Below are 20,160 nucleotides of genomic sequence, written 5' to 3'. Positions count from 1 at the left end.
TCGCGGTGGTTTCCGCCGCGACGACCGTCGTGACGATCGGCGCGATGACCGTCGTGATGACCGTCCGCGTGGGCCGCGTCGTGATGATGACCGTGGTGGCTTCCGCCGTGATGACCGTCGCGATGATCGCGGTGGTTTCCGCCGCGACGACCGCCGCGACGACCGTCGTGATGACCGTGGTGGTTTCCGTCGTGATGACCGTCGTGACGATCGGCGCGATGACCGTCGTGATGACCGTCCGCGTGGGCCGCGTCGTGATGATGACCGTGGTGGCTTCCGCCGCGATGACCGTCGCGATGACCGTGGCGGGTTCCGTCGCGACGACCGCCGTGACGACCGCCGTGATGACCGTGGACCGCGTCGTCCCTATGGCCAGGGCGGCGGCCAGGGCCGTGGGCGCGACGACCGTGCCGGCGGTGGCTTCCAGGGCCGTCGCGACGACCGTTCCGGCGGTTACGGCCGCCGTGACGACCGGGGCCGGGAGCGCGGTGACCGTGAGCCGATCAAGCGGCTGCCGATCCCGGACGACGTGACCGGCGACGAGATCGACCAGTCGGTACGTCAGGAGCTGCTGAGCCTGCCCAAGACGCTGGCCGAGGACGTGGCGAGGAACCTCGTCATGGTCGCCAAGCTGCTCGACACCGAGCCCGAGCAGGCCTACGGGTACGCGCGCATCGCCCTGCGGCTCGCCTCCCGGGTGGCCGCCGTGCGCGAGGCCGCCGGGTTCGCTTCGTACGCCGTCGGCAAGTACTCCGAGGCGCTGGCCGAGTTCCGGGCCGCGCGGCGGATGACCGGTAACACGGAGCTGTGGCCGGTGATGGCCGACTGCGAGCGTGGCATGGGCCGTCCCGAGCGGGCGCTCGCCATGGCCGGTGAGCCCGAGGTGCAGAAGCTGGACCGGGCAGGGCAGGTCGAGATGCGGCTGGTGGCCGCCGGCGCCCGGCGCGACATGGGCCAGGCCGACGCCGCCGTGGTGACCCTGCAGAGTTCGGAGCTGGCGTCCCACTCGATCCAGCCGTGGACCGCGCGGCTGCGTTACGCGTACGCCGACGCACTGCTGGCCGTGGGCCGTGAGGAAGAGGCCCGCGAGTGGTTCGCCAAGGCGCTCGAGGCCGACCAGGGCGGCACCACGGACGCGTCGGACCGGCTCGCGGAGCTGGACGGTGTGGAGTTCGTGGACGCCCTCGACCCCGACGAGGCCGCCCAGGACGAGGTCGAGACGGTCACGGTCACGGTGACGGACGCCCCCGAGGCCGACAGCGAGCCCGCGTCCGCGGAGCCCATCGCCGACGAGCCTCAGGACGCTGAAGAGCCGCAGGTCAGCGACGAGTCACAGAACACTGAAGAGCAGCGGGACGGCGACGACCGCTGACGAGCGCACCACAAGAGGGCGGAACCCGTGCCACGGGTTCCGCCCTCTCGCTCTGTCCGGCTCGTTCTCTCCGGGCTCAGCCCAGCGTCAGACTGCGCAGCACCAGCCCTGTCGCGGGTTTCGGCCCGAACGACGTCGACTTGTGCGGCATGGCGACGCCCTGGCGGGCCAGGTCGTGGACGACGTCCTCGTTCACCGGGTGCATCAGCACCGCCGTGCCGCCCAGCCGCTCCGCCTGCTCGACCACCGCTTCGGTGTCGTGGATGTAGCCGATGTGCTCGGGCGCGTCCGGGACGTTCCAGAGGTGGTCCAGCAGTACGGAGTGGAGGACCGTCGCGTCCAGGGTGCGCCATGCCTCCGGCCGTCCCTCGGGCACCGTACGGGCCAGCAACTCCGCGTCCGGGCGGTCCATGAGGTGGAAGCGTCCGTCCCCGGTGAGCAGGAAGGCGTTGCCGTCGGGCTGGGCCGCCGTGGCCTCGGCCAGCGCGTCGAGGGCGCGGGGCAGCGGGCCGTCGATCTCCTGGATCCGGAAGGCGTGGCTCGCGGCGGCCAGTGCCTTGGCGGGCGGCAGCCGCCGCAGCAGCCGGTGGATGGCCCGGACCCGGAGGGGGTAGCGGACGGTGTCCACGAGCAGCACGAGTCCGTAGTCCCACGGGCCGGGTTCCGGCCGCTCCTCGCGCAGCCGCAGATAGGTGGCCCAGCGGTGGTGGCCGTCGGCGATGAGGGCCTGGCGGCCGCGGAGGTCCTCGGCGATCTCGATGAGGTCGGCCGGGTCGGTGAGCCGCCACAGATGGTGGTCGATGCCGTCCTCGGTGGTCGTGGACAGCAACGGCTCGCCCCGTACCGCCCGTTCGATGACATGGGCGGCACCGCTCTCCCCGCCGTTGCCCCGGTAGGCGAGCAGCAGGGGTTCCAGATTGGCCGCGGTGGCGCGCATCAGATCGGCGCGGTCCGCCACGACGTGCGGCATGACCTCCTCGTGCGGGAGGACGACGCCCTCCTCGCGGGGGCTCAGCCGCAGGGCACCGATCAGACCGCGCTGGAGGGCCGGACCGTCGCGCTGTTCGTAGAGGTAGAGCGCCGGTTCCGGGTCGGCGGCGAGGACGCCGTCGGCCTGCCAGCGGCGCAGCGTCTCGGCGGCCTGCCGGTGCCGGTCGGCCGGGGTTCCGGCCTGCGGCAGGATCAGCCGGACGATGTTGTAGGGGTCCGCGGTCTCGAGTTCGCGCAGACCGTCGGGCCGAACTACCACGTCATAGGGCGGGGAGGTGACAGCGGCGATGCTGCTGACCCGCTCCGCCGCGTAGCGCAGCCCACGGAACGGGGTGAGCTGGAGACCTTGCCCGCCAGGCCCTGGAATGCTCATTTGAGAATGCTATGCCCCGGACGGGGATGGGCGATGATCGGGGGAGAAGCGCACAGATCTGCGAGGAGTGTGTCCGTCCATGAACCAGACCGCCGTCCGGACCCGGCCCGAGGGCAGTCAGCGTCCGCTGAACGAGGTGTACGACACCGCCCTGCTGGACCTCGACGGGGTGGTGTACGCGGGCGGTGAGGCGATCGACCACGCCGTGGAGGCACTGGGCACCGCACGGGACGACGGAATGCGGCTGGCGTATGTGACCAACAACGCACTGCGCACCCCACAGGCGGTGGCCGAGCATCTGACCCGGCTCGGCGTGCCGGCCGAACCGGATGACGTGATCACCTCGGCGCAGGCGGTGGCCCGGCTGATCGCCGAGCAGCTCCCGTCGGGCGCGCGGGTGCTGGTGATCGGCGGGGAGGGGCTGCGGGTGGCCCTGCGCGAGCGCGGTCTGACGCCGGTGGAGTCGGCGGACGACGATCCGGCGGCGGTGGTGCAGGGGTACGGCGGACCGGATCTGCCTTGGTCCCGGCTGATGGAGGCGGGGTTCGCGGTGGGGCGGGGGGTGCCGTGGTTCGCGTCCAACACGGATCTGACGATTCCGAGCGGCCGGGGTATCGCGCCGGGCAACGGCGCGGCGGTCGAGGTCGTACGGATCGTCACCGGAGCGTCCCCGCAGGTGGCGGGGAAGCCGCTGCCGCCGATGCACCGGGAGACGATCCTGCGGACCGGCGCCCGGCGGCCGTTGGTGGTCGGGGACCGGCTGGACACCGATATCGAGGGCGCGTACGCGGGTGAGGTGGACTCGCTGCTGGTGCTGACCGGGGTGACGGACGCGGCGCAGCTGCTGGCGGCCGGGCCGGAGCACCGGCCGACCTATGTGGACCGGGACTTGAGGGGGCTGCTCGGCTCCCAGCCGGCGGTGGAGTCCGCCGGAGAGGCGGATGCCCGGGGCGCGTTCCGGTGCGGGGGCTGGACGGCCCGGGTGCGGGACGGCGCGCTGCTGCTGGAGGGGGAGGGTGGCGAGCCGGTGGACGGGCTGCGGGCGCTGTGCGCGGCGGCCTGGACCGCGGCGGGTGACGGTGTGAGCACCGCCGGGACGGGGAAGGCTCTGGCCCGACTGGGGTGGTGAGCCGGCCGGCGCGGGCCGGTGGGGTGACCTCGCGGTTCCGGTGCCCGACCGGGTGCGGCCGGTGAGGCTTAGGGTAACCTAACCTAAGCCTTGATCGACCGTGCAGTGAGGTGGAGTTCCGCGTGACCCTGGTCAGTCCGGTGAAAGCCGGGACCGAGACAGCGACTGCGCCACCGGGGCGCCGCACCGCGCGTCGAGCGGCCGGGCTGGTGGCCTCGGTCGCCGTGCTGCTCGTGGTCCTCGCGGCCAGTGTCGCCATCGGCGCCAAGCCGGTCCCTCTGGATGATGTCTGGCACGGGCTGTTCCACTACAGCGGCCAGAACAGCGATGTGGTGATCCGGGACGTACGTGTACCGCGCACCGTCCTCGGGCTGCTCGTCGGCATCGGCCTCGGGCTCTCCGGGGCGGTCATCCAGGCGCTCACCCGCAATCCGCTGGCCGATCCCGGGCTGTTGGGCCTGAGCACCGGAGCGGCCGCCGCCGTCGTCTCGGCGATCAGCTTCCTCGGTATCACCTCGCTGACCGGCTATGTGTGGTTCGCCTTCTTCGGCACCGCCGTGGCCTCGGTGCTGGTGTACGCCCTCGGCGGCAGCCGCGGTGCCACCCCGGTGCGGCTCGCGCTCGCGGGGACGGCGGTGTACGCGGCGCTCTACGGCTACGTCAACGCCGTTCAGCTGCTGGACGGGGTGGCGCTGGACAAGATGCGCTTCTGGATGGTGGGTTCGCTCGCCTCCGCGAATATGACGATCGTCCAGCAGGTCGCCCCGTTCCTGCTGGTGGGATCGGTGCTCGCGCTGGCCCTGGCCCGTCCGCTGAACGCCATGGCGCTCGGCGACGACACCGCCCGCGCGCTCGGCACCCATCTGGGCCGTACCCGGGCGCTGTCGATGCTGGCCGTCACCCTGCTGTGCGGGGCGGCGACCGCCGCGTGCGGGCCGATCGCCTTCGTCGGGCTGATGGTGCCGCATCTGGTGCGCGCGCTCACCGGCCCCGATCTGCGCTGGATCCTGCCGTATGCCGCGGTGCTCTCGCCGGTGCTGGTGCTGGGCGCCGATGTGATCGGCCGGGTGGTCGCCCGGCCCGCCGAACTCCAGGTCGGGGTCGTCACCACCTTCATCGGCGGCCCCGTCTTCATCTACCTCGTACGCCGCCGAAGGATGGCCCAACTGTGAACGCGAGCAAGCGCATGACGCCCAGGACGCGCGGGGTGACGCTGCGCACCCGCGGGTTCTCGATGCGCCTGGACCTGCGCGGGACGGTCGTCGGTCTGCTGCTGGTGGCCCTGTCGCTGGTGATGGCCGTGGTCCTCATCGGCACCGGCGACTTCCCCATCGCCCCCGCCGATGTGCTCACTACGCTGGCGGGCAACGGCAATCCGGCCCAGGACTTCATCATCAACGAGCTGCGGATGCCGCGGGTGCTGGTGGGGCTGCTGGTCGGCGCGGCCCTCGGGCTGTCCGGGGCCCTCTTCCAGAGCATCTCCCGCAATCCGCTGGGCAGTCCGGACGTGGTCGGTTTCGGACAGGGTTCGGCGGCCGGGGCGCTGGCGGTCATCGTGCTGTTCCAGGGCGGACCCGGCGCGGTCGCGGCCGGGGCCGTCGTCGGCGGTCTGGTGACCGGCGCCGGGGTCTACGGACTGGCCTGGCGGAAGGGCGTCCACGGCTACCGGCTGGTGCTGGTGGGTATCGGCGCCTCCTCGATGCTCAGCGCGGTCAACGGCTATCTGCTGACCAAGGCCGATCTGCCGGACGCCACCCGCGCGGTGGTCTGGCTGACCGGTTCGCTCAACGGGCGCGACTGGAGCCAGGTCTGGCCGCTGGCCGCCGTCTGCGCGGTGCTGCTGCCCGTGGTGCTGGCCTACGCGCGGGACCTGCGGATGCTGGAGATGGGCGACGACAGCGCCTATGCCCTCGGGGTGCGGGTGGAGCGGACCCGGCTGGTGCTGATGCTCGCGGCCGTCGTGCTCACCGCGTCCGCCACGGCCGCCGCCGGGCCCGTCGCCTTCGTGGCGCTCACCGCCCCGCAGCTGGCCCGCAGGCTCACCCGGTCCTCGGGGCCGAACCTGCTGCCTTCGGCCTGGATGGGCGCCGGGCTGCTGATCACCGCCGACTGGTCCGCGCAGCGGCTCTTCGGTGCCGATCAGCTGCCGGTGGGCGTGCTCACCGGGATGCTGGGCGGCGGCCATCTGCTGTGGCTGTTGGTGACCGAGCGCAAGGCGGGGCGGATATGAGGAAACACAACGGCGCGGACGGAGACGCGGACCACACCATGGACCAGGACATACGACAGGATCAGGACACCCGGAAGACCGTGGCTCCCCGCACCTCCACCGGCACCGCCCGTCCCCGGACGGCCGGCGCCGCCGACGGACCCCAGCGGCTGGTCGCCGAGGGGCTCACCCTCTCCTACGACCGCCGCACGGTCGCCGAGAACCTCTCCGTCACCATCCCGGACCACTCCTTCACGGTGATCGTCGGCCCCAACGCCTGCGGTAAGTCCACCCTGCTGCGTGCCCTGTCCCGGATGCTCAAGCCCGCCGCCGGATCGGTGCTGCTGGACGGGACGGCGATCGGTTCGCTGCCCGCCAAGAAGGTCGCCCGGACCCTCGGACTGCTGCCCCAGTCCTCGATCGCCCCGGACGGGATCACCGTGGCCGACCTGGTCGCCCGTGGCCGCTATCCGCATCAGGGGCTGCTGCGCCAGTGGTCGGAGAAGGACGAGCGGATCGTCCAGGAGTCCATGGACGCCACCGGGGTGGGCGAGCTGGGCGACCGCTACGTCGACGAACTCTCCGGCGGCCAGCGCCAGCGGGTGTGGATCGCGATGGCCATCGCCCAGCAGACCCCGCTGCTGCTGCTCGACGAGCCCACCACCTATCTGGACATCCAGCACCAGATCGATGTGCTGGACCTGTGCGCCGAGCTCCACGAGGAGCAGGGCCGCACACTCGTCGCGGTCCTCCACGACCTCAATCACGCGGCCCGCTACGCCACCCACCTGATCGCGATGCGCGACGGTGTGGTCGTCGCCGAGGGCGCGCCGGGCGAGGTGGTCACCGCGGAGCTGGTGGAGCGGGTCTTCGGACTCCGCTGCCAGGTGATCGACGACCCGGAGACCGGCACCCCGCTGGTCATCCCGGCCGCCCGCCGGGCCCGGACCCATGGTGCCCCGGGCACGGCCGGATCCCCGGCCCGGGAGGACGACGGGCCGCGTGAGCTGTCGGCGGCTACAGCAGCTTCCGCAGCCGGACCAGATCGAGCAGACCCGCCTCGAGCCTGACCCGGCCGCTGCCCCAGGCCCGGGCGAAGTGCAGTTCACCGTCGACCAGCGCCACCAGGTCGTCACCGGTCATCGCCAGCCGGATCTGCGCACGCTCGGGTGGTGGGCCGGGGATCGTCGTCACGTCCTCGATCCGGCTGTCCACCAGACGGCCGACGAAGGTGGTGTCGAGGTCGGTGATCCAGCAGCTCACCGAGCGGTCGAGCGCGGCGGCGCCGCGGAGGTCCCCGTTCGCGCCCGCGAGGTTCTCCGCCAGTTTGTCGAGTGCGTCACGGCACTGTTCCAAGGTCGCCATCGCGATGACCGTACCCCAGGTCGCGCACGTCGGAGAACGTACGGTTCGCGGTAGCGTCGGGGCCATGAGTGAGCCGATGCCGGGCGTGCGGCCCGGAGCAGAGCCCGGAGCCCCGCCCGCCGCGCCGGACCTCACGACCGACCCGGCGCCGGAGGCCGCGGCCGGACCGTCCCCGCGGGCCGCGGACGGCGCGGTGCGGCGGGCCCCCGAGGGCGAGGAGCGGCAGCGGACCCCGGAGGGCACCGGTGCGCCGGAGACCCCCGCCCCGCTCGGCGTCCCCCGTACCCCCACCGGCGTCACCGAGGTCGACGCCCGGCTCGACCGGCTGGCCGATGCCGACCACCTCGGGACCGGTGAGCATCTGGAGGTGTACGAGGATGTGCACCAGGGCCTGCGCGACACGCTGACGGCACTCGACCGGCGGCCCGGGCCGCCGGCCCCCGCCCCGCACGGCCCCGTATGACCGGAACCGACCTCAGGAGCTGAACCACCCGTGGCAGTGACCCGCCCACGACGCGTACGACTCGACGCGGAGCTGGTGCGCCGCAAGCTGGCCCGTTCCCGTGAGCACGCCGGCCAGCTGATCGCCGCGGGCCGGGTCACCGTCGGCGGGACGACCGCGACCAAGGCCGCCACCCAGGTGGAGACCGGCGCCGCGGTCGTCGTGATCAAGGACGACAGCGACCCCGAGTACGTCTCGCGCGGCGGTCACAAGCTGGCGGGCGCCTTCCACGCGTTCAGCGAGGAGTACCGCAACGGAGCGGGCGCCGGGCAGGTCACCGAGGTCCGGCCGGTGCCCGGGGCGACCCTCGCGGTCGCCGGGCGGCGGGCGCTGGACGCGGGCGCGTCCACCGGCGGGTTCACCGATGTCCTGCTGCGCGCGGGCGCCTGCGGTGTGGTCGCCGTGGACGTGGGATACGGACAGCTGGCGTGGTCCCTCCAGAGCGATGAACGCGTGACCGTTTTGGACCGTACGAACGTACGCGAGCTGACGCTGGAACAGATCGGAGGGGAGCCCGTGGACCTGGTGGTCGGCGATCTCTCCTTCATTCCGCTGGGGCTGGTACTGCCCGCCCTGGTGCGCTGTGCCGCGCCCGACGCCGACCTGGTGCTGATGGTCAAACCGCAGTTCGAGGTCGGCAGGGAACGGCTGGGCAGCGGCGGTGTCGTCCGCAGTGCCGCACTGCGTGCCGAGGCGGTGCGCACGGTGGCGGAACAGGCGGCGGGACTCGGGCTGGGAGCGCTGGGTGTGACGGCCAGCCCGCTGCCCGGACCGAAGGGCAATGTCGAGTACTTTTTGTGGATGCGCGCCGGGGCGCCGGCACTGGACCCGGCCGATGTCGACCGTGCAGTGGCGGAGGGGCCCAGTTGACCACTTCAGAAGCAGCGTCGGAAGCAGCGGATCGCGCCGGTCGGGCGGAGCCGTCCGACGCTCCCGTATCCGCGGCCGAGCCGACGGCCGGACGCACCGTCTTCCTGCTCGCGCACACCGGCCGTCCCGCGGCCGTCCGCAGCGCGGAGCTGGTGGTGCAGGGGCTGCTGCGCAGCGGTATCGGGGTACGGGTGCTCGCGGAGGAGGCCGAGGACCTGCCGCTGCCGTCCGCGGTCGAGCGGGTCGAGGCGGGCCGGGACGTCCTGGACGGCTGTGAGCTGCTGGTGGTGCTCGGTGGTGACGGGACGCTGCTGCGCGGTGCGGAGTTCTCGCGGATCTCCGGGGTGCCGATGCTGGGGGTCAACCTGGGCCGGGTCGGCTTCCTCGCCGAGGCCGAACGCGATGACCTGGACAAGGTCGTGGACCGGGTGGTGACCCGGAGCTACGAGGTCGAGGAGCGGATGACGATCGACGTGCTCGTCCGCAACGACGGCCACATCGTGCACACCGACTGGGCGCTGAACGAGGCGTCGGTGGAGAAGGCGGCCCGTGAGCGGCTGCTCGAGGTGGTCACCGAGGTCGACGGCCGCCCGGTGTCCCGCTTCGGCGGCGACGGAGTGGTCTGCGCGACCCCGACCGGCTCCACGGCGTACGCCTTCTCGGCGGGCGGTCCGGTGGTCTGGCCCGAGGTGGAGGCGCTGCTGATGGTGCCGATCAGCGCCCACGCCCTGTTCGCCAAACCGCTGGTGACCACGCCGGACTCGGTGCTCGCGGTGGAGGTGCAGCCGCAGACGCCGCACGGGGTGCTGTGGTGCGACGGGCGCCGCACGGTGGAACTGCCCGCGGGGGCGCGGGTGGAGGTGCGCCGCGGCGCCGTACCGGTGCGCCTCGCGCGGCTGCACCACGCGTCGTTCACCGACCGGCTGGTGGCCAAGTTCGCGCTGCCGGTGGCGGGCTGGCGCGGCGCGCCCCACTGAGCGCTCCGCGGGCCGCGGGGGAGGCGCCGGGCGGTGCCGTGAGCCGCCGGGCGGCCCCGTCCGCCCGGTCATCTGTGCGGACAGGACCCGGAAGGTGAGCCCCGTCGTCGCGTCGGACCGGTGGAACCTCGTATGGTCGTGCACGTGCTGGAGGAGATGCGGATACGTGCGCTGGGCGTCATCGACGACGCGGTCGTCGAGCTGTCGCCCGGCTTCACCGCGGTGACCGGTGAGACCGGCGCGGGCAAGACCATGGTGGTCACGAGTCTGGGGCTGCTGCTGGGCGGCCGCGCGGACGCCGCCCTGGTGCGGATCGGTGCCAAGGCGGCGGTCGTCGAGGGGCGGATCACGGTCGACGCGCGCTCGGCCGCGGCCGTACGGGCCGAGGAGGCGGGCGCCGAACTGGACGACGGCGCGTTGCTGATCAGCCGTACGCTCTCCGCCGAAGGGCGCTCCCGGGCCCATCTGGGCGGCCGGTCCGTCCCCGTGGGGCTGCTGGGCGAGCTGGCCGACGATCTGGTGGCCGTCCACGGCCAGACCGATCAGCAGGGCCTGATGCGCCCCGCCCGGCAGCGCGAGGCGCTGGACCGGTACGCGGGCGAGGCGGTCGCCGGACCGCTGGAGAAGTATGCGGGCGCCTACCGCAGACTGCGGGCCGTCACCGCCGAGCTGGAGGAGCTGACCACCCGCGCCCGGGAGCGCGCCCAGGAGGCCGATCTGCTCCGCTTCGGCCTGGAGGAGGTGGCCGCCGCCGAACCCCGCCCGGGGGAGGACACCGAACTGGCCGCCGAGGCCGAGCGGCTCGGTCACGCCGAGGCCCTGGCCTCGGCCGCCGCGGTCGCCCACGCCGCCCTCGCCGGGAACCCGGAGGACCCCGAGGGGGTGGACGCCACCACGCTGGTCGGCGGGGCCGCCCGGGCCCTGGAGGCCGTACGCGCCCATGACCCGGCCCTGGCCGGACTCGCCGACCGGATCGGCGAGGTCGGCATCCTGCTGGCCGATGTCGCCCAGGAGCTGGCGGGCTACGCCGACGACCTCGACGCCGACCCGCTGCGGCTGGCCGCGGTCGAGGAGCGCCGCGCGGCGCTGACCCAGCTGACCCGGAAGTACGGCGAGAGCATCGCGGACGTCCTGGGCTGGGCGGAGCAGAGCGCGGCCCGGCTGGCCGAACTGGACGGTGACGACGACCGGATCGGTGAGCTGACCGCCGAGCGCGACGCGCTGCGCACCGAACTCGGTGAGCTGGCGCAGACACTCACCGATGCCCGGACCGAGGCCGCGGACCGTTTCGCCGGGGCGGTCACCGCGGAGCTGGCCGAACTGGCCATGCCGCACGCCCGCGTCACCTTCGCCATCGGCCAGACCGAGGCCGCCGAGGAGACGGCGGGCGTCGAGGTCGGCGGCCGGGCCGTGCTCTACGGTCCGCACGGCGCCGACGAGGTCGAGCTGCTGCTCGCCCCGCACCCCGGCGCCCCGCCCCGTCCGATCGCGAAGGGCGCTTCTGGCGGTGAGCTGTCCCGGGTGATGCTCGCGGTCGAGGTGGTGTTCGCCGGGTCCGATCCGGTGCCGACCTATCTCTTCGACGAGGTGGACGCGGGCGTCGGCGGCAAGGCCGCGGTCGAGGTCGGCCGTCGGCTGGCCCGGCTGGCGCGCTCCGCGCAGGTCGTGGTGGTCACGCATCTGCCCCAGGTCGCGGCCTTCGCCGACCGGCACCTGGTGGTGGAGAAGACCAACGACGGATCGGTGACCCGCAGCGGGGTCAAGGCCATGGAGGGCGAGGACCGCGTACGGGAGCTGTCGCGGATGCTGGCCGGCCAGGAGGACTCGGAACTGGCGCGGGCGCACGCGGAGGAGCTGCTGGAGGCGGCGCGCACCGGACGCTGAGCGCTGCGCGGAACGCCCGGCGTTCCGCGGGACGCGTGCCGGGCGTTCCGCCGCGCGGGGACTGCGGCGCACGGCTCTCCGCGCCCGTCGCCACGGCCGACGGGCCGGACCGGGATATCACCTGTACGAGTGGTACTGCGGACGTACGGACGAGTCAGGGCCGGGGGTCGCGCGGTCACCTTGCCGCGGGGGCGGTGTGAGTGCTGGCATTCTTGGGCCCAGCGCACTCGTACCGCCCGCACCGCCGCGCCCCCAGCCCCGACCCTATATCGCCTCAGGAGCTCCGCCCGCGTGAGCAGTACCGTGAGCACCACCCCGGTCCCGCCGCACGGGCAGTCGTCGCTGCACGCCGTCCAGGTGCTGGGGAAGGGCGGTTCGGGCAGCGGGGTGCATGTGCGCTCGCTGTCGGCCGGGCTGGTGGCGCGCGGGCTGCGGGTGACCGTCTGCGGCCCCAGGAGCGCCGAACGCGGTTACGGCTTCACCGGGGCGGGCGCCCGGTTCACCGCCCTCGACGCGCTGACCGACGCGGGGAGCGTCGCCGCTCTGCGCGCGGCCTCGTGCGGCGCGCAGCTGGTGCACGCCCACGGGCTGCGCTCGGGGCTGCTGGCCGCGATGGCGCTGCGCGGCCGCCGCGTACCGCTGATCGTCACCTGGCACACCACCCTGGACGAGGACGGGGCGCGGGGGCCGGTGGTCCGGCTGATGGAGCGCAAGGTGGCGCGCACCGCCTCGATCGTGCTGGGCGCCTCCTCCGACCTGGTGGAGCGGGCCCGCGCCCGGGGCGCCCGGGACGCGCGACTGGCACCGGTCGCGGTTCCCGCACCCCGCTCCGGGGGCGCCGCGGACGGGGCGGACGACGGCGAGGAGTGGAAGGCGCGGGCCGAACTGGGCGTCATGGAGCGGCCGTTGCTGGTCACGGTGGGCCGTCTGGAGACGGCGGGCCTGGGGCCGCTGCTGGACGCGGCCCGCCGGTGGCGGGCACTGGACCCGCAGCCGGTGCTGCTGGTCGCGGGGGAGGGGCCGGACCGCGGCGCGCTCCAGCGCCGGATCGCGGCGGAGGGGCTGCCGGTGCGGCTGCTCGGCCGTCGTGACGATGTGCCGGAGCTGCTCGCGGCGGCGGATGTCGCGGTGCTCTCCAGCCGCTGGGAGGCGCGGTCGCTGCTCGCCCAGGAGGCCCTGCACGCTGGGGTGCCGCTGGTCGCCACGGCCGTGGGCGGAGTGCCCGAACTGGTCGGGGACGCGGCCGAACTGGTGCCGTACGGCGATCCGGCGGCGCTGGCCGACGCGGTGACCGGGCTGCTCGCGGACCCCGCGCGCCGGATGGCGCTGGCCGCCGCCGGGCGGGTGCGGACGGCCGGTTGGCCCACCGAGGACGACACGGTCGGGCATGTCCTCAGCGTGTACGACGAGTTGGTGCAGACCTTTTGGTGCCAAGGGGGTTGACGGTCCCCGCGGCGATCGGCAGTGTGCTGCGCAGTGACCGCGAGAGAGCGCTCTCAAACGCGCTGTCCCTCACCTCGCGCTCCGTCCCGGCAACCCCCACTACGCCGAGGAGCACTTCACCATGATCAGTCGCCGCACCCTGCTGGGTTCCCTCGCCGCGTCGGCAGCCGCCGCCGGTTCCGGTCTCGCCCTCACCGGCGGCCGGGCGGCCGGCGCCCAGCGCGCCGTCACGCTGCCGCTCACCGTCGTCAACCGCACCGGTCAGTTCGGCAATACGTCGATATGGCTCTACATCGTCGGCAACGAGGGCGGACGCCAGGTCCGGGTGACTCCGGACGGCCGACTCGCCCCCATCGCCCTGTCCGACAACGGTCCCGACGGCTGGACCGACTACGCCATCCCGCTGGCCGGGAGCGGGGACACCAGGCTGACCCTGCCCCGGATGTCCGGCCGGATCTATGTCGCGCTGGGTTCCCGGCTGAAGTTCAAGGCGGTCACCGACGGCGCGGGCAACGCTGCGCTCCAGTACCCGGCGGGATGGGTCTCCGGGGACCCCAACCACCAAGTCCTGCACGACTGCGCGGAGTTCACCTTCAACGCCGACGGCATGTTCTGCAACACCACCATGGTGGACATGTTCAGCGTGCCGCTGGCGATCCGCCTCACCGGCGCCAGGGACCAGAGCACCGGAACCCTCAAGGACGGCGCCCGCGACAAGGTGTTCGCCGACCTCGCCGCGACCGAAGCCTTCGGCCGGCTGGTGATCGGCGACCGGCTGCGGGTGATCGCACCGGGTCACGGTCTGGGCGCCGGACTGTTCCCGCAGGACTACTTCGCGTCCTACATCGACCAGGTCTGGGACACCTACGGATCGAAGGACCTCAAGGTCACCACCAACGCGGGCACCTTCACCGGCCGGGTCGGCGGCGGCACGCTCTCCTTCACCGGCCCCGCCGCCGTCTCCTTCGCCAAACCCTCCACCAAGGACGTGCTGTTCTGCGACGGCGCGCTGGCCGCGCCCAACGACGGTACGACCGGCCCGGTCGCGGCGGTCCTCGGGGCGGGCTTCAACCGCACCACCCTGCACGGCGCCGCCGCCCAGCCGGTCACCGACCCGGCGGCCTTCTACACCGGGCGGATCACCCACCACTACGCCAAGGCCATGCACGCGGCGACCACCGACGGCAAGGCGTACGGCTTCGCCTTCGACGACGTCGCCGACTTCGCGTCGTACATCCAGGACACCGCGCCGACCGGGCTGACGCTCACCCTGACCCCGTTCTGATCCCCGGCCCCGTACCGGTCAGCGGTCAGCGGACGTGGCGGCGGGCCTGGAGGGCCACCCCCAGCGCGAGCACCGTCTGAGGGTCCTCCAGGTCGCTGCCGAGCAGCCGCGAGATCCGGGCCAGCCGGTCGTACAGCGTCTGCCGGTTGAGGTGCAGCGCACGGGCCGTCTCCGCCTTGCGGCCCGCGTGCCGCAGATACACCTCCAGCGTCGGCACCAGCGGTGGCCGGGCGGTGCGGTCATGGGCCAGCAGCGGACCGATCACCCGGTCGACGAAGGCGGCCAGATCCCCGTGCTCACGCAGTCGCCACAGCAACAGATCGACATCCAGACTGCGGACGTCGTACCAGTCCCGGCCCGGAAGCCCCCGCGCCGCGCCGGCCGCCTCCGCCGCATGCCGCAGCTCGGCCCCGGCGCACTCCCAGCCGACCGCGAGACCGGCGATCACCACCGGTGTCCCCAGGCCCGTACGGTCCGGCCAGGCGCGTTCCACCCCGGCCCGCAGACCCGCCGCGATCCGCTCGGCGACCACGCCGCGCTCCGCCGCGTCCCGCAGCCCCGCCAGCAGTGGCACCCGGCCCTCCGGCAGCCGCACACCCAGCAGCACCGGCACCCCCACGGCCGTCAACTCCTCCTGGAGGGCATGGGCCAGGGCCGCCCAGCCCTCCCCGCCGCCCAGCGGGCGGACGTCCTCCGCCAGCCGCGCCACCACCGGCAGCAGCGGACCCTCGCCCGGCCGGAAGCCCAGCACCCGCGCCTGGGCGGGCGCCTCCGAGGGTTCGATCCGGCCCTCGGCGAGATCGGTGAGGAAGTCACCCCGGCCCCGGGCCGCCAACTCCTCCTCCTGACGGGCCCGCAGCAGCACCACGGCCAGCAGGTCCGCCGTCCGCTCGGCCGCGATCCGGTGGACCGGTCCCAGCGGCCCGGCCACCGGCAGTACGGTCAGCCGGGCCCGTACCGCGCCCGGACCGTGACCGCCTCCCGGGATGTCGGCGAGCACACTGCCCGCCGGGGGATCCGGCTGCTCGGCCCCCCGCCGTGCCCGCAGCCCCTCCCAGACCTGGAGCGGATCGGCGAGCCCCGGCCGGGCCGCCTCCTCGCCGGGCCCCGCCGCGTAGAGCAGATGCCCCTCCGGGGTCTCCAGGAAGACCGGATTGGCCGCGAACCGGGCGAAGTGGCGCAGGATCTCCGGCACCCCGCCGCCGCGCAGCAGCACCTCGGTCGCCTGGCGGTGCACCACATCGGCCTGGCGCAGCAGGGCGTAGTGCTCATTGACGATCTCGGTGTGGATCTCCTCGGTGACCGCCACGAACGGCACCTCCCGGTGGAGCTGCACCAGCGGCAGCCCGCAGGAGCGCGCGGTGTCCACCACCGGTCCGGGCAGCGAACGGAACCGCGCCCCGAGCTCCACCACCAGCGCCGCGATGCCCCGTTCGGCCAGTCTGCGGACGAAGGCGCGCTGTTCGGCCGGGCGTGGTCCGACCCCCAGACCGGTGGTCAGCAGCAGTTCCCCGCCGCGCAGCAGCGCCGCGATGTTGGGCGCCTCGCCCGCGTGCACCCAGCGCACCGGGCGGTCCAGCAGCTCCTCCCCGGAGACCACCTCCGGGAGCCCGCGGCGCAGCGCCGGGAGGTCGAGCGCCCGCGCCACGGTGATCGTCCCCTGGGGACCCTGCGGTTCCATGGTCAGGACGTTACCCGGCGCGGGCGTCACGGGCCGGTGGGCGCGGGCGCCCGGGTCCGCCGCGCGGTTCAGCCGCCGTACGCGCCGGAGGCGGTCAGCCGCAGTGCGGTGTCGATCAGCGGCACATGGCTGAACGCCTGCGGGAAGTTGCCCACCTGCCGCTGGAGCCGCGGGTCCCACTCCTCGGCCAGCAGCCCCAGGTCGTTGCGGAGTGCGAGCAGCTTCTCGAAGAGCTTGCGGGCCTCGTCCACCCGGCCGATCATCGCCAGGTCGTCGGCGAGCCAGAACGAGCAGGCCAGGAAGGCGCCTTCATCGCCCTCGAGCCCGTCGACACCCGCGTCCTCACCGGCCGTCGGGTAGCGCAGCACGAAGCCGTCGGAGGTGGACAGCTCGCGCTGGATCGCCTCGATGGTGCCGATGACCCGCTTGTCGTCCGGCGGCAGGAATCCCATCTGCGGAATGAGCAGCAGGGAGGCGTCCAGCTCCTTGGAGCCGTAGGACTGGGTGAAGGTGTTGCGCTCGGCGTCGTAGCCCTTCTCGCACACGTTCCGGTGGATCTCGTCGCGCAGATCGCGCCAGCGGTCCAACGGGCCGTCCACATCGCCCGATTCGATCAGCTTGACGGTGCGGTCCACCGCGACCCAGGCCATCACCTTGGAGTGCACGAAGTGGCGGCGCGGACCGCGCACCTCCCAGATGCCCTCGTCCGGCTCGTCCCAGTGCTCCTCGAGGTAGCGGATCAGCTTCAGCTGGAGCACGCTCGCGTAGTCGTTGCGCGCCAGACCCGTCATATGGGCCAGGTGCAGCGCCTCGGTGACCTCGCCGTAGACGTCCAGCTGGAGCTGGCCCGCCGCGCCGTTGCCGACCCGGACCGGCTGGGAGCCCTCGTAGCCGGGCAGCCAGGTCAGCTCGGCCTCCGACAACTCCCGCTCACCCGCGATCCCGTACATGATCTGGAGGTTCTCCGGATCGCCGGCGACCGCGCGCAGCAGCCATTCGCGCCAGGCGCGGGCCTCCTCGCGGTAGCCGGTGCGCAGCAGCGAGGACAGGGTGATCGCCGCGTCCCGCAGCCAGGTGAACCGGTAGTCCCAATTGCGCACCCCGCCGATGTCCTCGGGCAGGGAGGTGGTGGGCGCCGCCACGATGCCGCCGGTGGGGGCGTAGGTCAGCGCCTTGAGGGTGATCAGCGAGCGGACCACCGCGTCCCGGTAGGGGCCGTGGTACGTACAGTGCTCGACCCATTCGCGCCAGAACGCCTCGGTGGCCTCCAGCGCGGCCTCCGGCTCGGGCAGCGCGGGCGGCTCCTTGTGCGAGGGCTGCCAGCTGATGGTGAACGCGATCCGGTCGCCGGGGGCGACGGTGAAGTCGGCGTAGGTGGTCAGGTCCTTACCATAGGTGTCCACATCGGTGTCCAGCCACACCGAGTCGGGACCGGCGACCGCGACGGTGCGCGCGTCCACCTTGTGCACCCACGGCACGACCCAGCCGTAGGAGAAGCGCATCCGCAGCGCGGAGCGCATCGGCACCCGGCCGCTCACGCCCTCCACGATCCGGACCAGCTGGGGGGCGCCGTCACGCGGCGGCATGAAGTCGATCACGCGGACCGTGCCGCGCGGGGTGTCCCACTCCGACTCCAGGACCAGCGAGTCCCCCCGGTAGCGGCGGCGGTCGGCGGCGGGCGGCTCGCTGCCCGAGGCGTGGGCCGGACCCAGCCGCCAGAATCCGTGTTCCTCGGTCCCCAGCAGACCGGCGAAGACGGCATGGGAGTCGAAGCGCGGCAGACACAGCCAGTCGACCGTGCCGTCTCTGCAGACGAGGGCGGCGGTCTGCATATCACCAATCAGTGCGTAGTCCTCGATACGCCCGGCCACGTGCTTCCCCATTCGAACGGCCGTACTGCCCCATCAGGGCGTGCTTACGGTCTCGGAAATTCTCGACGAGCGCTTGTTCCGGGGGCGTGCTGGTGGTGCCGTGCCGGGGTGCTCGTATGCGTGCGTCCGAGCAGGATACGACGGACAACGATGATCCGTTTGTGTTCGTCCATATCGTGGCCCGCATCTCACGGCCGATCGGGTGGACGGCTCCGCGGCGCGGTCCCCGGCCTGGTCACACAAGGTGTCCGGGCGATTGCGCGGGCACGGGCGCCAGCGGCTGCCCCGGGTCACTGATACCCTGGTAGCCCGTGGAGCGGCGGGCGCAAAACCCCCGAACCTCAGCGACGGCACCCCCCGGAAATCCGGGGCCGGCAGCCGTACCGCACTCTCACCACGCGACCACGGGAGCCCCCTCTTGGCCATTGCCGCTAAGCCCATGACGACCAAGCACCTCTTCGTCACCGGGGGTGTCGCTTCCTCACTCGGCAAGGGCCTGACCGCCTCCAGCCTGGGTGCCCTGCTGAAGGCGCGCGGTCTGCGCGTCACCATGCAGAAGCTCGATCCGTACCTGAACGTCGACCCGGGCACGATGAACCCCTTCCAGCACGGTGAGGTGTTCGTCACCAACGACGGCGCCGAGACCGACCTGGACATCGGCCACTACGAGCGCTTCCTCGACGTCGATCTCGACGGCTCGGCCAACGTCACCACCGGCCAGGTGTACTCGACCGTGATCGCCAAGGAGCGGCGCGGTGAGTACCTCGGTGACACCGTGCAGGTCATCCCGCACATCACCAATGAGATCAAGCACCGCATCCGCCGTATGGCCACCGACGACGTCGACGTGGTCATCACCGAGGTCGGCGGCACCGTCGGCGACATCGAGTCGCTGCCCTTCCTGGAGGCCGTCCGTCAGGTCCGCCACGAGGTCGGCCGGGACAACGTCTTCGTGGTGCACATCTCCCTGCTGCCCTACATCGGCCCCTCCGGTGAGCTGAAGACCAAGCCGACCCAGCACTCGGTGGCCGCCCTGCGGAACATCGGCATCCAGCCGGACGCGATCGTGCTGCGCGCCGACCGTGACGTCCCCACCTCCATCAAGCGCAAGATCTCGCTGATGTGTGACGTGGACGACGCCGCCGTGGTCGCCGCCATCGACGCCAAGTCGATCTACGACATCCCCAAGGTGCTGCACTCCGAGGGGCTGGACGCCTATGTCGTCCGCAAGCTGGACCTGCCCTTCCGGGACGTGGACTGGACCCAGTGGGACGACCTGCTGGGGCGGGTCCACCGGCCCGACCACGAGGTCACCGTCGCGCTCGTCGGCAAGTACATCGACCTGCCCGACGCCTATCTGTCGGTCACCGAGGCGCTGCGCGCGGGCGGTTTCGCCAACAGCGCCCGAGTGAAGATCAAGTGGGTCACCTCCGACGACTGCAAGACCGCCGCCGGTGCCCGGCAGCAGCTCGAGGACGTCGACGCGGTCTGTGTCCCCGGCGGCTTCGGCGACCGCGGCGTGATCGGCAAGCTGGGCGCCATCACCTACGCCCGCGAGAACAAGATCCCGCTGCTGGGCCTCTGCCTCGGCCTCCAGTGCATCGTCATCGAGGCCGCCCGCAGCCTGGCGGGCATCGAGGGCGCCAACTCCACCGAGTTCGAGCCCGCCACGACCGACCCGGTCATCTCCACCATGGCCGAGCAGCTCGACATCGTCGCGGGCGAGGGCGACATGGGCGGCACCATGCGGCTGGGCATGTACCCGGCCAAGCTGGCCGAGGGCTCGATCGTCCGCGAGGTCTACGGCGACCAGCCGTACGTCGAGGAGCGCCACCGCCACCGCTACGAGGTCAACAACTCCTACCGCGGTGAGCTGGAGAAGAAGGCCGGCATCCTGTTCTCCGGCACCTCCCCGGACAACAAGCTGGTCGAGTACGTGGAGTACCCGCGCGAGGTGCACCCCTACCTCGTCGGCACCCAGGCCCACCCCGAGCTGCGCTCCCGCCCCACCCGCCCGCATCCGCTCTTCGCGGGTCTGGTGAAGGCCGCCGTCGAGCGACAGACCGCTGCTCAGGGGCAGGGCGCGGGCGTCTGACCGATACGGTGGAACCCCGGGTGGGGGGGGGGGGGGGGGGGGGGCCCCCCCCCCCCCCCCCCCAAAAAAAAAAAAAGGAAACACAGGAGCCCCTAAAAACACCCAAAAAGAGGG

General features: G+C 72.9%; 16 protein-coding genes and 1 pseudogene. 13 read left to right on the top strand and 4 right to left on the bottom strand.

Going from position 1 to position 20,160, the window contains the following annotated elements; translation table 11 throughout:
* Positions 1-533, top strand: a pseudogene (locus tag AC07FT_RS32000) (hypothetical protein); the annotation flags it as partial.
* Positions 503-1,372 (top strand): tetratricopeptide repeat protein, encoded by an 870-nt coding sequence (locus AC07FT_RS31995; RefSeq protein ID WP_479179514.1) that lies wholly within the window; start codon positions 503-505, stop codon positions 1,370-1,372. The pseudogene AC07FT_RS32000 and the gene AC07FT_RS31995, both read left to right, overlap by 31 nt.
* A 76-nt stretch (positions 1,373-1,448) precedes the next feature.
* On the opposite strand, the gene AC07FT_RS31990 is transcribed toward AC07FT_RS31995, so the two are convergent.
* Positions 1,449-2,735, bottom strand: coding sequence for a DUF1015 family protein (locus tag AC07FT_RS31990; RefSeq protein WP_479179501.1), 1,287 nt, complete (start codon positions 2,733-2,735; stop codon positions 1,449-1,451).
* Between the two features lie 79 nt (positions 2,736-2,814).
* On the opposite strand from AC07FT_RS31990, the gene AC07FT_RS31985 reads away from it, so the two are divergent.
* The 4 genes from AC07FT_RS31985 to AC07FT_RS31970 all read left to right on the top strand — a co-directional run bounded on the left by AC07FT_RS31985 (position 2,815) and on the right by AC07FT_RS31970 (position 7,143).
* Positions 2,815-3,864 (top strand): HAD hydrolase-like protein, encoded by a 1,050-nt coding sequence (locus AC07FT_RS31985; protein WP_479179499.1) that lies wholly within the window; start codon positions 2,815-2,817, stop codon positions 3,862-3,864.
* Positions 3,865-3,986: 122 nt separating this feature from the next.
* On the top strand, positions 3,987-5,036 hold the full coding sequence (locus AC07FT_RS31980; protein ID WP_479179497.1) for a FecCD family ABC transporter permease: 1,050 nt from the start codon (positions 3,987-3,989) through the stop codon (positions 5,034-5,036).
* 14 nt (positions 5,037-5,050) lie between these two features.
* Positions 5,051-6,094: a FecCD family ABC transporter permease gene (locus tag AC07FT_RS31975; protein WP_479179513.1), complete on the top strand. Its 1,044-nt coding sequence runs from the start codon at positions 5,051-5,053 to the stop codon at positions 6,092-6,094.
* A complete protein-coding gene (locus AC07FT_RS31970; protein WP_479179496.1) occupies positions 6,091-7,143 on the top strand; it encodes an ABC transporter ATP-binding protein in 1,053 nt (350 codons plus the stop codon). Before AC07FT_RS31975 ends, AC07FT_RS31970 begins: the two co-directional genes overlap by 4 nt.
* Here AC07FT_RS31970 and AC07FT_RS31965 read toward each other — a convergent pair.
* Positions 7,091-7,438, bottom strand: a complete 348-nt coding sequence (locus AC07FT_RS31965; protein WP_479179495.1) for a sterol-binding protein — start codon at positions 7,436-7,438, stop codon at positions 7,091-7,093. The genes AC07FT_RS31970 and AC07FT_RS31965 overlap by 53 nt on opposite strands.
* 64 nt (positions 7,439-7,502) lie before the next feature.
* On the opposite strand from AC07FT_RS31965, the gene AC07FT_RS31960 reads away from it, so the two are divergent.
* The 6 genes from AC07FT_RS31960 to AC07FT_RS31935 all read left to right on the top strand — a co-directional run bounded on the left by AC07FT_RS31960 (position 7,503) and on the right by AC07FT_RS31935 (position 14,399).
* Positions 7,503-7,901, top strand: coding sequence for a hypothetical protein (locus AC07FT_RS31960; RefSeq protein ID WP_479179494.1), 399 nt, complete (start codon positions 7,503-7,505; stop codon positions 7,899-7,901).
* A 36-nt stretch (positions 7,902-7,937) separates the two neighbouring features.
* The gene (locus AC07FT_RS31955) at positions 7,938-8,810 is read left to right on the top strand and encodes a TlyA family RNA methyltransferase (protein WP_479179512.1); all 873 of its coding nucleotides are present in this window, start codon (positions 7,938-7,940) and stop codon (positions 8,808-8,810) included.
* Positions 8,807-9,787 (top strand): NAD kinase, encoded by a 981-nt coding sequence (locus AC07FT_RS31950; RefSeq protein ID WP_479179492.1) that lies wholly within the window; start codon positions 8,807-8,809, stop codon positions 9,785-9,787. Before AC07FT_RS31955 ends, AC07FT_RS31950 begins: the two co-directional genes overlap by 4 nt.
* Before the next feature lie 132 nt (positions 9,788-9,919).
* Positions 9,920-11,671 carry a DNA repair protein RecN gene (gene recN, locus AC07FT_RS31945; RefSeq protein ID WP_479179490.1) on the top strand — a complete coding sequence of 584 codons (1,752 nt, stop codon included), beginning with the start codon at positions 9,920-9,922 and terminating at the stop codon, positions 11,669-11,671.
* A 303-nt stretch (positions 11,672-11,974) separates the two neighbouring features.
* Positions 11,975-13,114, top strand: coding sequence for a glycosyltransferase family 4 protein (locus AC07FT_RS31940; RefSeq protein WP_479179511.1), 1,140 nt, complete (start codon positions 11,975-11,977; stop codon positions 13,112-13,114).
* Between the two features lie 121 nt (positions 13,115-13,235).
* Complete coding sequence (locus tag AC07FT_RS31935; protein ID WP_479179488.1) at positions 13,236-14,399, top strand: glycoside hydrolase family 64 protein; 1,164 nt, start codon at positions 13,236-13,238, stop codon at positions 14,397-14,399.
* A gap of 25 nt (positions 14,400-14,424) precedes the next feature.
* Here the strand turns inward: AC07FT_RS31935 and AC07FT_RS31930 are convergent, their stop codons facing one another.
* Both AC07FT_RS31930 and AC07FT_RS31925 read right to left on the bottom strand, forming a co-directional pair.
* Positions 14,425-16,080 carry a PucR family transcriptional regulator gene (locus AC07FT_RS31930; RefSeq protein WP_479179487.1) on the bottom strand — a complete coding sequence of 552 codons (1,656 nt, stop codon included), beginning with the start codon at positions 16,078-16,080 and terminating at the stop codon, positions 14,425-14,427.
* Between the two features lie 68 nt (positions 16,081-16,148).
* Positions 16,149-17,951 (bottom strand): glycoside hydrolase family 15 protein, encoded by a 1,803-nt coding sequence (locus tag AC07FT_RS31925; protein ID WP_479179509.1) that lies wholly within the window; start codon positions 17,949-17,951, stop codon positions 16,149-16,151.
* A 439-nt stretch (positions 17,952-18,390) separates the two neighbouring features.
* On the opposite strand from AC07FT_RS31925, the gene AC07FT_RS31920 reads away from it, so the two are divergent.
* Entirely contained in the window at positions 18,391-20,046 is a 1,656-nt protein-coding gene (locus AC07FT_RS31920; RefSeq protein WP_479179485.1) for a CTP synthase, read from the top strand.
* Positions 20,047-20,160: the final 114 nt, after the last annotated feature.

Source organism: Streptomyces sp. NPDC045899, assembly GCF_056431485.1.
The sequence above is the reverse complement of the archived record's forward strand: the minus strand, read 5'-3'. Positions and strand labels throughout refer to the sequence as shown.

Excerpts from the sequence above, each read along its gene's own strand:
- AC07FT_RS31990 (WP_479179501.1), bottom strand. The coding sequence starts at position 2,735 with ATGAGCATTCCAGGGCCTGGCGGGCAAGGTCTCCAGCTCACCCCGTTC.
- AC07FT_RS31985 (WP_479179499.1), top strand. The coding sequence starts at position 2,815 with ATGAACCAGACCGCCGTCCGGACCCGGCCCGAGGGCAGTCAGCGTCCG.
- AC07FT_RS31975 (WP_479179513.1), top strand. The coding sequence starts at position 5,051 with ATGACGCCCAGGACGCGCGGGGTGACGCTGCGCACCCGCGGGTTCTCG.
- AC07FT_RS31970 (WP_479179496.1), top strand. The coding sequence starts at position 6,091 with ATGAGGAAACACAACGGCGCGGACGGAGACGCGGACCACACCATGGAC.
- AC07FT_RS31965 (WP_479179495.1), bottom strand. The coding sequence starts at position 7,438 with ATGGCGACCTTGGAACAGTGCCGTGACGCACTCGACAAACTGGCGGAG.
- AC07FT_RS31960 (WP_479179494.1), top strand. The coding sequence starts at position 7,503 with ATGAGTGAGCCGATGCCGGGCGTGCGGCCCGGAGCAGAGCCCGGAGCC.
- recN (WP_479179490.1), top strand. The coding sequence starts at position 9,920 with ATGGTCGTGCACGTGCTGGAGGAGATGCGGATACGTGCGCTGGGCGTC.
- AC07FT_RS31935 (WP_479179488.1), top strand. The coding sequence starts at position 13,236 with ATGATCAGTCGCCGCACCCTGCTGGGTTCCCTCGCCGCGTCGGCAGCC.
- AC07FT_RS31930 (WP_479179487.1), bottom strand. The coding sequence starts at position 16,080 with ATGGAACCGCAGGGTCCCCAGGGGACGATCACCGTGGCGCGGGCGCTC.
- AC07FT_RS31920 (WP_479179485.1), top strand. The coding sequence starts at position 18,391 with ATGACGACCAAGCACCTCTTCGTCACCGGGGGTGTCGCTTCCTCACTC.